The organism is Novipirellula galeiformis (assembly GCF_007860095.1).
In the GTDB taxonomy this organism is placed as follows: Bacteria; Planctomycetota; Planctomycetia; order Pirellulales; family Pirellulaceae; genus Novipirellula; species Novipirellula galeiformis.
In genome coordinates this window covers 716229-730237 of the sequence record NZ_SJPT01000001.1, presented here as the reverse complement: position 1 = coordinate 730237, position 14009 = coordinate 716229, and the positions used below count along the sequence as shown (strand labels likewise).

7 protein-coding genes are annotated in these 14009 nt (G+C 56.8%); 3 read left to right on the top strand and 4 right to left on the bottom strand.

The window, feature by feature from the left end:
- Window positions 1-86 precede the first annotated feature (86 nt).
- From Pla52o_RS02540 to Pla52o_RS02525, 4 genes are all read right to left on the bottom strand, one after another.
- A complete protein-coding gene (locus Pla52o_RS02540; RefSeq protein WP_146592996.1) occupies window positions 87-2921 on the bottom strand; it encodes a serine/threonine protein kinase in 2835 nt (944 codons plus the stop codon).
- A gap of 169 nt (window positions 2922-3090) precedes the next feature.
- Window positions 3091-4239 carry a ribosome small subunit-dependent GTPase A gene (gene rsgA / locus Pla52o_RS02535; protein ID WP_146592995.1) on the bottom strand — a complete coding sequence of 383 codons (1149 nt, stop codon included), beginning with the start codon at window positions 4237-4239 and terminating at the stop codon, window positions 3091-3093.
- Window positions 4240-4253: 14 nt separating this feature from the next.
- Window positions 4254-6308 carry an ATP-dependent zinc metalloprotease FtsH gene (ftsH, locus tag Pla52o_RS02530; protein ID WP_146592994.1) on the bottom strand — a complete coding sequence of 685 codons (2055 nt, stop codon included), beginning with the start codon at window positions 6306-6308 and terminating at the stop codon, window positions 4254-4256.
- Window positions 6309-6792: 484 nt separating this feature from the next.
- A complete protein-coding gene (locus Pla52o_RS02525) occupies window positions 6793-9870 on the bottom strand; it encodes a RecQ family ATP-dependent DNA helicase (protein ID WP_146592993.1) in 3078 nt (1025 codons plus the stop codon).
- A gap of 188 nt (window positions 9871-10058) precedes the next feature.
- Between Pla52o_RS02525 and Pla52o_RS02520 the strand changes: the two genes are divergently transcribed.
- The 3 genes from Pla52o_RS02520 (at window position 10059) to Pla52o_RS02510 (ending at window position 13913) form a co-directional block, all read left to right on the top strand.
- The gene (locus Pla52o_RS02520) at window positions 10059-10250 is read left to right on the top strand and encodes a CPXCG motif-containing cysteine-rich protein (RefSeq protein WP_146593517.1); all 192 of its coding nucleotides are present in this window, start codon (window positions 10059-10061) and stop codon (window positions 10248-10250) included.
- 13 nt (window positions 10251-10263) lie between these two features.
- Window positions 10264-11055 (top strand): 2-phosphosulfolactate phosphatase, encoded by a 792-nt coding sequence (locus Pla52o_RS02515; RefSeq protein WP_197168952.1) that lies wholly within the window; start codon window positions 10264-10266, stop codon window positions 11053-11055.
- 176 nt (window positions 11056-11231) lie between these two features.
- Entirely contained in the window at window positions 11232-13913 is a 2682-nt protein-coding gene (locus tag Pla52o_RS02510; RefSeq protein ID WP_146592991.1) for a tetratricopeptide repeat protein, read from the top strand.
- Window positions 13914-14009: the final 96 nt, after the last annotated feature.

The following is a 14009-nucleotide window of genomic DNA, read 5'->3' as shown; positions in this document are numbered from 1 at the left end:
TTGGAGCAAGGGTGGGAAGCACCGCCACTGATTCAGCCGTACGATGCACTATTAAGTCTTAGATCGTGTGAAAAGTCAAATCAAAGTCAATTTTCTTCGTTCGACTCCACTAACGTCGCAGCCGTCATTATCGTTAGAGACCGCTCGTCAAAACCGCTAATCACGGCCCCGTATTGACGAAAATCGGCGAGACCGAGACGGCTGGCTGGCATTGTTTTTAAATTTTCGGACGCCCAATCGACCGCCCATCTTGGGGAGCGTTCTTCGGCCCAAGCCGGAGATTGGTTCTTCAAATCGACCATGCGGACGATCCTTTCCTGGCCTTGGACGTCCACCAACCGCAACATCGGGTCCGAAAGGTCGGATTGAGTGTCGTACGCATTCGCTTCACCCCGCAGCATAAAGAGAGCCGTTTCGTCGGCCAACGATTCAATTCCCGACACTTCCACCACCGCGGTATCGGGGTTGACCACAAAAACGCAATTCCGGGCGTCTCGATCGATCGGCAACGGGAACGGTCCCGTCGCGTTCAATCGCATTCGCACCAATCCGCGTGGCACCATCGCAATGACTTGATCTAACAACAATTGGATCGGCCTCGCCGAGGGGGGTGGCTGCCGCACCGCTCCAGCGGTATCGATCATCCGGCCGGTGACCGCGAGCAGTCCGTTTTCCCATCTCATTTGCAATTCCGCGGCCACATCCATCCGCAACATCGACATTTCGCCGCGAATACAAACGTTGTACATCTCAATCGAAACCAGCGGCAACGGCCCCGACGCTGCACTGGACTCCGCGACGCCACTCGGGTCCGCCGCAGACTCCGCCTCAGTCGAGTGAGTCATGATATCGACGGCATAGACATCGGGATGACGAACCGGATTTTTAATGGTCAAACTGCAATCGGTTAAGCGAACCAAGCGGTTCTCCTTGAGTGACAACAAACATCCTCCACCCATCGACGCAACCGGCACCGACCAAACCAGATGCAAATCTTCCAAATCGATTCGATTGGATCCAATATCGAACAACTCAACGCGACGCATCGAAGGGGAATCGGACGAATCGAACAGAATGACACTGCCTCCGACGCTCGAACTGATCACCAAACCATCGCGATCAATTTTAATCGGGCCACTACGGATCAGCGGCTCCGCGAGCTCGATTCGATCGACCCCCAAATCCTTCGAGAGTTTAATCGCCTGGTCCAACGACGACACATAAGCGTAGTCCTCGGCTTCCTCGTCATCGCTTTCTAATCGCGATTCAGCGTGACTGACGCGAATCGCACGCGGCTTCCACACCTCCGAAACGGGCATCTCCTTGGGCGACACCGCGGCAGCATCGCTGGGCGGTTTCTCGCTCCCCGGTTTCATTGCCGCCGCGCTCGCCGCATCGACCGTCGGAGATGCAGACACCCCCGTGCCTCCGAGCTCTTCGGGGACAGGCAAATCGAGCATGCGAGGCGGATCCGAGGGCAAACGAGCCACTTCAGGCGCGGTGCTGCCGGCATCCCGATTGACACTCGAATCCGTCGCTGGGGGCGGCGTGTTTGACTTCGGGGCCGCAGCCTCAGGCCGAGTTGCCGCCGGAGCGCCCTGGACGCGGGGCACCGACGGCGGAGTCGATGCCGCTCTCGTTTGCGAAGACGCGAATCCGGGTTCAGCGGATAGACTCACCACGCTGTTACGTTCAGGCACCACAATCGCGAAATCATCGCGGGCAAGCCCCGATGCGACGTATAACCATCCCGCGGTGATCATTAATAACGCAAACGCCACCAACCAAGGTGCATGATGCTCAAGCAATTGAACCAAAGGTCCGCGCGTGCTGACGGTCACCGGCCCAAGCGTTTGCACTCGCTCGAATCCCTCGCGACGGGCGACCTCTTGCAAATCGGCAATCAAGTCGTTGGCATTCTGGTAACGGTCTTGAGGACGCTTGGCCAACATCTTTTGGATCACCGCGGCAAGATCACCGCTGACCTCGCTGCGCAATTGACGCACATCCGGAGGAGGCGTCTTGCCATGGTTGATCAACTTTTGCAACATCGTGCCGCCGGGGTAGGGCGGTTGACCGGCAAGCATGAAGTACAGCGTGCAACCGAGCGAATAGATGTCACTTCGCACATCGGCATCGCGCGGATCGTTGGCCTGTTCCGGCGAAATGTAATCAAACGTCCCCAGCGTCACGCCGCTGGCGGTCATGTCTTCACTCAATTCAAAATTGTCCGAGCGTGCCAACCCCATGTCGACAAGTTTGATCGTCTCGCCCTCGCCAATCAGCACATTCGATGGCTTGATGTCGCGATGCACGATGCCACGATCCGATGCATGCTGGATCGCATCGGCAAGTTGACACGTGAAAAAGACGGCTTGATCGGCCGACATCACTCCTTCGCGATTGACCAAATCGCGAATGTTTGTCCCTTGGATGTATTCAAAAACGATGTAGTGCCAATCGTCGTAGGTCCCGACATCAAACACCTTTGCGATCCGAGGATGATCTAACTTCGCCGCACTTTGCGCTTCATTGCGAAAGCGGCGTTTCAAATCGGGATCATCTCCGACAAACGGAATCACTTTGATCGCGACGGTGCGGTCGAGTTGTTCATCGTGTGCGCGGAATACCGCGCCCATCCCTCCGCCGCCGATGAAATCCTCGAGCAGAAAGTGATTGAGCCGCTTGCCAAGCAAAACGTTGGCCACCGAAGCCGGCGTGCGATCGACCCGATTCCAAGCCGATTCGTCCGCATTGGCCCGCGACGATCCTCGAATCACCGTGCGAGCTTCGGCAAGCTCGTGAAGCTCCATCGGCTGGATCAAACCCGAATCGGCCGGATCTTGCCCCGCATCAATCGGATCCTCCTTGCCACGATAAACCGTCGATGCATCCGTTCGGATTGATTCGTCAGCGGCCATAAAAAGAAATTACCAACGCGGACGCGTCACATGGCATCTCGGCTACCGCGGATGCAACGCTTGGAAAAGAGAAAAGGAGCCCGTCAGGTTGCTCAGCCCAAGACACCCTTAGCGCGATGTCTTTTGTCTGCTTCAGTGCGATCTAGTCTAGTCTGACCCCCTAACCCGGTCAACGAAATGTCCCTTCCTCGGCTAGCAATTCCTCGACCAAGTGGCAGTACGAATCATATCGCCTAGCATCAATACGCGAGTCGGCCACCGCCTCTTTGACGGCACAGCCATCTTCGCTTAGATGCAAGCAATTTGGATAGCGACACGCGCTCACATAGGGCCTCAGATCGGGCATGGCGGCCGAGACTTCGCCCGAGGCGATATCCCAAAGCTGGAATTGACGAATCCCCGGTGTATCAAACACAGCCCCCCCTCCGTCAAGGGGAATCAGCGTCGTTGCCGTCGTCGTATGCCGCCCCTTTTCGTTGTCCTGGCTGACGGCTGAGACCGCTAAACCAAGCCCAGGCTCAATGGCATTGAGCAAACTGCTTTTCCCCACTCCGCTTTGTCCCGCCAATGCGGTTTGTTTGCCGCTCAATAACGCCCGGAGATAGTCGACGTTCTCGCCGGTTTCCGCCGAGGTGACCAACACCCGGTAACCCATCGACGCAAACACACCGACCATCGGTTGCAGCGGCACCGGGTCGATCAAGTCCAACTTGTTGATCACGATCACCGGCTCGACACCACAATGCTCGGCCGTCAACAAAAAGCGATCGATCAGAGCGGGTTTGAGTCCGGGTTGTGCCGCGCTGGTGATGATCAACAAGTAATCAACGTTAGCCGCGATCACGTGCTGGCGCCCCCGACTCGATCGGCTGATCACCCCGCTCCGCGGATCGATACTCTCGATCATCCCGTCCGAGGGAGACTCGGCACGAAAAAAGACTCGATCTCCCGCGACAATGACGCCGCGTTGTTCGATGCTAAGCGATTTGAGCACTTGGCGGATCGCGCATTCATAGAACACTCCATCTTCACCAAGCACCTTGCTCCGCAATCCGTGAACGCTAATCACACGTCCCTTGATCAGCGATTGATCGGGCGACGAGGTAACCCCGTCCTCATCCTTTTCAATCGTCGGATTGTTCACGGTTCGCTTACGCGTCAATTCGCCTTTGCCGCTGACCCGTTCTCCATGAACGACATCCGCGAGCTTCTCAACGTCGCCAAGTTGGAAGGACCGCGTCATGTCCCCTTGGCGAACACGAGCTTGGTACTTTTTGCGAAAATCGGTGCGTGCTTTGCCGCGTTTCTTTTTAGCCATTAAGACATCATGCCCTAACGGTCCTTCGGTGGCGTGCTAGAGTGACCGCCCACGGCGGACCCTGGGCTATGATCCGCACCACTTTCCGGAGCAAGCGTTTGCTCGATCGCTGGCGGGTCGCCTTTTTTACGATTACGAACCTGAATCGACATCCCGATTAGCTCGGTCAATTCAGCTTCACCCAGCTCTTCGTGCTCCAACAGGGAACGTGTGATCGTCTCGAGTTCCCCGCGGTGTTCGCGTAGCAATTGCTCTGCTTTTTGATCCGCTTCGAGCAAGATCCGAGCGACCTCTTCGTCCACCAATTCTTGCGTATGCTCGCTGAAATGCCGCGCTTGATGAATTTCTCGTCCGAGGAAGGGATCTTCGTCGCTCGTCTTGTAGCTGACCGGACCGACCTTAGGGCTCATCCCCCAATGCGTCACCATCCGCCGAGCAATACTGGTAGCCCGCTCGAGATCATTCTCCGCCCCGACACAGGTTTCATTGTAAATGATCTTCTCGGCCGCACGGCCTCCGAGCAACACAATCAATTGATGCTCGAGCTCTCGCTTGCTGATGCTCAATCGATCTTCGCTGGGGACGTACTGAGTCACCCCGAGGGCGCGTCCCCGAGGAATGATCGTGACCTTATGAACCACATGGGCTCCATCGAGATGCCATGCCGTCAACGTGTGTCCGGCTTCGTGATAAGCGGTCTTTTCCTTCTCGCTCTCTTGCAGGACTTCTTCACGTTTGGCGCCCATCAGGATTTTATCCCGGGCGTAATCAAAGTCATTCATTTCGACAAGCTTCTTGTCCTGTCGAGCTGCCCATAGCGCGGCCTCGTTGACCATGTTGCGAATGTCCGCACCCGTCAATCCGACCGTTCCCGCAGCGAGTCGTTTCAAGTCGACATCGTCGCCAAGGGGCACATCGCGAACGTGAACCTTAAAGATTTCCTCGCGTCCCTTCATCGTCGGGCGTCCCACGGTGACGTGACGGTCGAAGCGTCCCGGGCGTAACAACGCCGGGTCTAAAACATCGGGACGGTTGGTCGCAGCGATCACAATCACGGTCTGGCTTTGACTAAAGCCGTCCATTTCGCCGAGGATTTGATTCAAGGTTTGTTCGCGTTCATCGTGACCGCCCCCGACACCCGCACCCCGCTGGCGTCCGACCGCATCGATTTCATCGATAAAGATGATCGCCGGACTGTTTTCCTTCGCGGTGCGAAACAAATCTCGCACCCGGCTAGCACCAACGCCAACGAACATTTGAATGAATTCGCTACCGTTGACCGAAAAGAACGGCACCCCGGCTTCGCCCGCCACGGCGCGTGCCAACAACGTTTTACCGGTTCCCGGAGGCCCGTTTAAGAGCACCCCCTTGGGGACAAACCCGCCCAGTCGCTGAAACTTTTCGGGAGTTTTCAAGTATTCGACGATCTCTTGCAGATCGGCTTTGACCCCTTCGAGTCCAGCGACCTCGTTGAAGGTAATCATCTTTTCGGACGCTTCGAAAAGCTTCGCAGGACTCTTGCTGAACCCTGACAAGAACCCGCCCCCCATCATGTCGCTGCGCGTACGGCGGAGCATCATGAACAAAAAGAACACGATTCCCAACGGCAAGATAATAAACGCGATAATGCTGATGATTTGCTGCGAATTGTCAGCCGGCATGATGCGGAAATCGACATCGGCTGCCTCAAGACGCTCTTGCAGTCGCACCGAGGCCCCCGCGTCGGCGGAGAGGCGGAACAGGAATTCTTTCGGCAACTTGACCGTTTTTCCTTCGCTATCAACCTGCGGCTTCCGCTTGCCCTCTTCCATCACATCGGGCGCGTCAGGGCGAACCTTGAACGTCCCGTAGACCCGTTGGTCGGAGATTTGTACCGACTCGACATTATTGTTGGCGAGTTGATCGAGGAAGAAACTCGTTGAGACTTCGGTCACGTTCGCGCCGCGATTCATGAACAGCATCGCGATCAGTCCAGCAACCACCAAGGCGATCAAAAACGTGTTATTACCACGTTTGTTCGCGGCGACGCCGCCCTTTGCCGAATCTTTTTCGTCGGACCTTTTATCCATCGGTTTCCTTTGTCAACCTTGACCCGTAGGTCGATTCTCTAGATCGCCCATCGCAGCATCCGGCTTGGCCAATCATGCCAAGCCCGCCGCTGCGGAGCGTATTGTTTGTCTGTCAAAAATGCCACACCAGCAACGGCTGATCCAGCGAATGCACGTTGCGTGCCAGTTTTTCACGGATCAGCCCAACCCTTCACTCTAAACCCTTGTTCAAGATGCCCAATTGCACAATCGCTTCCGCCGCAACAGGTTCCAAACTTCGTTGGTAGGCCGGCCCGATTGTATCGACTGTAACGCTCGATGACTAACCGACCAAAACGCAAAGCGTTCACCCGAAGCTTGCCATTTTGAATGTGCCCAGGCCACCAACGTGGGGCTCGAGACACGCCTTTGGCCCATTGGATCGGTTCCCAACGGCGAAAATACTCCAATTCAAGCTCGCTCGCCTAATCATCCTCCGCTGCCTCACCCTCCGCAGGTTGCCCCGCTACGGCTTCACTGCCCGTGCGGCTGCCAACCAACTCGGATCGACCGGATGCCCGACGATCGAGGCGATTTCCAGCTGACGGACCAAGGCCACTGCCGGACAGCGACGAATCAAAGCGACCTGGGATACCGTGTAACCATCGCGGAATAGACGCCATGTCCAATACGCGTCCGCTGCGTCGTCCTGGGTCGGATGGGTCCCCAGCGGCCCATCCGAATCCAATTCTGACGTTTCCCCCCCCGGTTTCGCTATCGCGACACTCCGGTCACGATCAACGTCGCGACTTGTCCCCCCCTCGACTTGCTCCTCAAAATCATCGTCTTCCTGCGCTCCATCCATGCCTTCGGCTGCGGATCGCTCGTACTCGCACCTTGCTGCATCGACCGCCTCAACCGCTTCATCACCGAACAAGGTCTCGGCTTCCGCCGCGTTTTCGCAGGCATCCTTGGCCCGTTCATCATTAGCCCGTTCGTCATTAGCCCGTTCGTCGCTGGCACGTTCTTCGCTGGCCGAATGGCTGTCGGAGTCGCTCGCCGAGGAAGCGGTCGCCGTCGCGGGGGGATATTCGCCGACGACCGACAAAATGAGCTCGACGATGTCGTAGCCGAATTGCTCCATCGTCTCAGGGCCAATACCGGAGATTTTCTCCAACTCGCTGCTGGTTTGCGGCACCGCATCGATGATGCGGTCGATCGTCGCATTACTCAAAATACGATAGGCCGGGATCGCCAAAGCCGCAGACGATTTTTGTCGCCACCGTTTCAATCGTTCCTTGAGCTCCGTTGTCAATTCTTCGCAGTAGGGCGACTCCGGCGCGTCGGTGGACGTTTCAGTTTCCTCCTGGATCGCACTCGATTTTTCGTGCACGTCGGCAGCTTCGAGCGTTTTCGCAGCCGCGGCCAACCGCTTGACCAACGGAAACTTCATCCCCAACGTGTCGTTGACCGGCTCCTTGGCGTGCATCACCAAACTACCGAAGTCGCTTAGATCGACCGTCGGGCGACGATCATCCACCTCGCGTTGGATCAACAAACCGCGTGCGATCAAGGCATCCATCACTGCGACGACTTCACTTTGTTTCAACAGTGACAACAATCCGTAGGTGCTCAGTCGATGCAATTTCCATTGTTGCAGTTTTTTATTTTTCGATCCGCAGAGCATTTGGGCAACGAGATTTTTCCCAAACCGTGCATGCATGCGAAACACACCGCTGAGCACCACGCGGACTCCGCGGACAAAGCCATCGCGATCCACTCCCTCGAACGCTTTTGCTACGACCGCTTCATCCACGGGCACGCTCGAGCGCCGGCCCTCGGGATTGCAACGATCACAGTTGCCACAATCCTTGCTTTCGGGATCACCGAAGTAATCTAAAATCACCCGTTGGCGACAGCCACTACTACGCGCAAAACCGATCACGGCATCTAGTTTTGCATGCTCGGCTTGGCGACGTCGCTCGAGTTCATCAAAGTCGATCTCGAGCGAATCGAATGGCACATCGCGTTCGATTAAATGAACCGCGCGGCCACGAAAGGGAGGCACGTAATCAAACCCTTTCAACCGCCTCAACTCGCGCAGGGTACGGCTGAGTTGTTCGCGATCAACGTTTGCCAAATCGGATAAACGTTTGGGGGTCACAAAGACATCCTCGCCACGTTGTTTGCCGATCACCTTTTCCACCGCCAACATCACGCGCCGCCGGATCTTGGCTTCCTTGGGCAAAAAGTCCAACATCGTCGGGGCGTTACTGTCGATGCGAATCAACGCGTGATTTGCCGTGCTGTCGAGCCGTTTCAACACGCCCGCCTTGGCCAACAAGGTTTGCGACGTGCCAATCGCTTCGCTGCCATCTTTGACGTCAATCGCCGCTCGCACTTGCTCGAGCGTCAATTCGATCGGATCCTCCGAACGCGAATGCAGAAACTCATAGACCTTCGAAACCGTTTCGCGCGAAGGGTATCGATTCTCGATAAAGAACTCTTGAATGTAGCGATCGTTGTAGGAAAACAACATCAAACAATCGCTGTCTTTGGCATCGCGACCGGCGCGGCCGGCTTCTTGGTAATACGCTTCGAGCGTGCCCGGCATGTTGTAATGAATGACGTAACGGATATCCGATTTATCAATCCCCATTCCAAACGCATTGGTCGCCACGATCGCCGCCAGTTTTCCCGACATAAAATCGTCTTGAATCCGTTGGCGCTGCTGCGGCTCTAAGCCGGCGTGATAGGCGCCGATGGGACGTTTGGTTTTCTCAGGCAACCAACCGGCGATCTCTTCGCATCGCTTTCGGGTCGCCGCGTAAATGATCCCTGTGCCTTCGCATTGGTTCACATAGTTGACCAGTTGTTCGTCTTTTTCCCGGTCTCCCTTGGAATGCAAAACGCTAAACCGCAAATTCGTGCGGGCGAAACCGGTCACGAACGTTTTCGGTTCTCGCAGACGCAACAAGTCGATAATGTCTTTTCGCACCGCAGGCGTGGCCGTCGCGGTTAACGCAATCGTTTGCACCTTGGAAAGATAGCGATCACGAAATCGGCCCAATCGCGAATAGTCAGGGCGAAAGTCATGGCCCCACTCGCTCACGCAGTGAGCTTCGTCGACCGCCAACAGCGAAATATTGGCCGTCGTCACCGCTTCTAAAAAACGCGAATTGCGAAGTCGTTCCGGCGCGACATAAACCAAGTCCAACTCGCCGCGCGACATCTCCTGCATCACGTCGACTTGCTCGGACATGCTCAGCGTGCTGTTGAGCAATTTCGCATTGATATTGCGAGCTTGCAGCGTATCGACCTGATCTTTCATTAACGCGATCAGCGGCGAGACAACAATCGTCGTGCCCGAGCGAGCCAAACTCGGCAATTGGTAACACAAGCTTTTCCCACCCCCGGTCGGCATCACACACATCACGTCGTTCCCCGCAGCGATCGCATCGACGACATCGCGTTGGCCGGGGCGAAATTGGGTCAATCCAAACCGAGCCAGCAACACGCTCGAATCGACGTTTTGACGCGAACTGCCTTGACCGGACGCGTTTTCACCGGACGATACGGAGCGTGAGATTGCAGGTCCGGGCATAGCACTTAAGAAAAGAACGGGGGATAATCATGGTCGCCGTGATTATAGGGTAGCATCGGCAGTTCTTCGAGAACGCCCAAGCGACATCGTTGATGAATCACGAATTCCCTCCGCTCCCCAAAACGAGGTGCGATTGGAGGGTGATCCGCGTTGATACGCCCCAGGCATCCATCCACAAGAGTGTCAAAATGGATAATGAAGCAACGTACCTTTGCGATTCTTGCGGCGAGGAAATCGTCATTCCGCTCGATCCCTCGTCGGGAACCCAGCAAGAATATGTCGAGGATTGTCCGGTTTGTTGCAACCCGAATGTCATTCACGTCGATTGGCTTGATGACGAAGCTCGCGTTTGGGCGGAGCCAGAACAGGACCATTTTTAGGAAACTTTTTTTAATGCGTTTGTGGACATCCTTGCTGCCTCCGCTGAACCCCATCGATGACCGAACGGAGATTGCCGTCGTGATCGATATCCTCCGCGCCACGTCGGTCATGAGTGTGGCGATGGCGGGGGGGGCCAAACAAATCGTAACCACCCGCGACGTCGATCAAGCACGCCAGATCGCTGGTGCGATGCCAACTCCCCCTCTGTTGTGCGGCGAACGAGCGTGCGTTCCCATCGAGGGATTCGATTGCGGGAACTCTCCGAGCGAGTATCCGCCCGAGCGTGTGGCCGGACGCGAACTTGTCGTGACCACCACCAACGGCACCAAAGCGATCGAAGCGGCTTCGCTAGCAAAAGAGGTATTACTCGGCTGTTTTCTCAATCTGACAGCGGTCGTCGATCGTCTTGATCCCACCGCGAACGTCGCCTTGGTGTGTGCGGGCACCGATGGTTTTATCACGATGGAAGACGTGTTGTTCGCCGGAGCCGTGGTCACGCTTTGCCAATCACGATTCGAAAATCCGCTAGCAATCGAGGCACTCCCGCCGCTGGAACTCAACGACGAGTCGCTCTTAGCGGGCCAAACTTGGCAATCCTGGTTCGGCCGTCATCCCCAGCCGGGTGCGTTTGCGATTCCCGAATCCGACGCATTGGCGGCGCGGCTAGCGGAATCACGGGGGGGCAAAAATGTGATTCGAGCCGGCTACTCAGCCGACCTCACCCAATGTGCTCAGATCGATTCAATCTCGATCGTACCTCGCCGCATCGCCCGGCGATCGGGAGCGAGCGTTTTTGCGGTGTAACTCGGCCGCCTGGAAATCGTCCCTACCAGTGTCCGGGATGGCAGCGTCCGGGATGGCCGACAACAACTTGACCGCACGGCCGGTTTTCTGCTAATCCCCAGGCATCGTGAAGATAGGCATCCGAGCATTGACGGCTGCTAAACCGCCCCAAGTGAAAAAAGTGCCTGAGAAAAAAGGTGGCTGACCCAAAGGCTGACAACACCGAACCTCGCCCTCCCTATTGGGGGAGCGATAAAATAAGCGCCGCGTTGATGCTTGCCGCCGCGGTGATTGCAACGATCGGTTTGGGGGTCGCTTTTTCCGTTTGGTTTGGAAACGGGCCTCCCGAGGCGATTGAAACGCTGAAAATCGCGTCACGCGAATACATGGCCGGCAATCCTATCGTGGCGGGGCAGCTTGCCCAAACCGTCGAACTGGGAGACGAGTTCCCCCCCGAAAACCAAGCCACGGGTACCGGCGCGGAGCCGCCCCCCGCGGCGTCCACGGAATCCAGCGATGCGGACGACACCGCCCCCCCAGCGTCGCAGACGCGTTCAACCGACGAAGCCCGACAAGCGGACGAGATGGCGGAGTGGCGAAAACTGCGTCAATTTCTGATCCATGCGGGAAACGTGATGCAGGCTCGCACGCTCGATGACGCGCGTGAGCGACGCAACCTCTTGTTCGCGGTGGTCCCTGAATTCGAAGTCGCCGTCAAAAACGGATTGCCGCTCGGACGCGAGGTCGAAGGCAAACGCCTGCTCGCCGAATCGTTGTATCAATTAGGGGAATACGATAAAGCCGCCACCCTCTTTGAACAACTGATTGCATTGGATCCCACATTGCGGCGGAGCTTGTTGCCGTCACTGGCTGAAACGCATCTGCGATCCAATGAGCCACGCCCGGCACTTGCCTTGAACACGATCGATGCACTGCTCAAAGACACCACGTTACGACGCTCCATTCGGTTCGAGGCCAAACTGATCCGCATCAAAGCCTTGACCCGTCTAGGACGTTTCGAGGAAGCCGAAGCGGCGATCGCTCGTGGCAACCAAGCGATCGCGTCCGCAGAGGTGACGAAACAGGCTGACTACATCGACTTTCTGCACCGTTTCAAATTGGCCGACTGCGTCGTTCAGGTCGAAAAGGCGATGGGGCGTTACGGCAAAAAGCCGCAGCACCCGGGGGACGATCGCCAAGCTGCGATTGCCGAATTGTCCACCACGATGATGGATCTACTCACCCTCCAACGCGAAGCCTCTCCGCAGGTTGCAGCCCGCGCTCAAATCTGGGCGGGACGCGCCTACTTGTGCCAAGGCATGCCCGAGCGAGCCCTTTCCCAATGGACCTCCGTTCGACAACAGCGTCCCTTCGGCGGAGAAGCGATCGCCAGTGGGCTTGAGGAAATCGAGCAATTGGCCGACCAAGGTCTCGGTATCGAGATGCTGCAAACCATTCGTTATCTGATGCGAGAAATGGGAGACGAACGCGGCTTTGATCCCTCGATGGTCTCGCTCAACGAGTTCCGTCAGCGTGTGATCTCCGCGCTTCAACAACTTCGCGAGAAACGCGACTACGAAGAAACGATCGACATCGCCCGTAGCCTGCCCCCTCTGTTCACGCGTCCTGAAGCGTTAACGCAGGAAGGGATTACATTCCGCGAATGGGCCACGACCACCTTGGCCGCAGGGACGCAAAGCAATGGCGACATTTCCCCCCAGGCGTCCTCGTTATCACGCAGTCGTTTTCGGTCCGCCGGTGACGCGTTTGCCCTCGCCGCCGAACTCGACTTTGACACACCGCGATACACCGCGACTCAATGGGATGCAATCGATGCCTATCAACAGGGACGCCATTTTCAACGCAGCGTCCGACTGCTCCGCCCCTACCTGCGATACGAAGAACGCCAGCGTCAACCGCGTGGCTTGGTCGCGATGGGGCGTGCCCTATTAGCCGAAAACAATCCTGCCGAAGCGATCCAAACGCTGGAAACCGTGATCGTCGAATTCCCCCGCGATCCGCTTCGCTACGATGCGCGACTCCATTTGGCGATGGCCTATTCGGAGATCGGCGACATTGAAAACGCACGCCTCCACTTGATCGACAATTTACAAGACGGCGAACTGACACCGCAAAGCCCGGCTTGGCGTGATTCACTGTTCACCCTCGCCGAGATTCTTTACCGCAAGAGCTACGAGAACAGCTTGCTTGCCGAACACTCCGATGCCGCGGAGCGGGCAAAATTGCTACAGGAAAACCAACCGATTCTGGAGGCCGCGATCCGTCGGCTGGATGAAGCGGTCCAGCGTTATTGGCCTGCGCCACGCACGGAATCGGCTGCCTATCTCGCAGCTCGATCACATGTTTTGGCAGCTCAATGGCCACGTTTGGAATCTCAATCCCCCGATATCCTCGACGCAGCACGTCGGGCGTTGCGAACCAAGGTCGAAACGGAGCTCGAAGCCGCATTGACTGGCTTTCGCGATCTCAAAGAGGGGTTATTGCAACGTGAGGAAGAACAAGACTTGACCCAAGATGCCCAAGCCATTCTGAGAAATTGTATGATGGCCGAAGCGGACACGCTCAAAGAAATGGGTCGGTTAGAAGACGCCGCCACCGCCTATCGTACGATGTCATTGCGTTACATGAACGAACCGCCCGCTCTCGAAGCGATCCTGGGGCAAGCCCGCTGCGTGCGTGAACTAGGACGCAATCGCGAAGCGGACCTATTGATCCGACAAGCCGGCGTCGTGTTAGAACAAATCCCGGCAACGCTAGACGATGAATTCACCAAAACGACCCGCTACGATCGCCAGGGTTGGAAACAGATGATGGCCTGGATGACGGCCGGAATCCAAGCCCCCGTCGGCGGCGTCTAAGCCGCTTGATCTCCAGCCCCTCCACCCCCAATCGATGACACACGTTTTCCCCCTGTCGGCCAACGCATCCTGTCAGCCAACGTCTCGAGGAGTCCC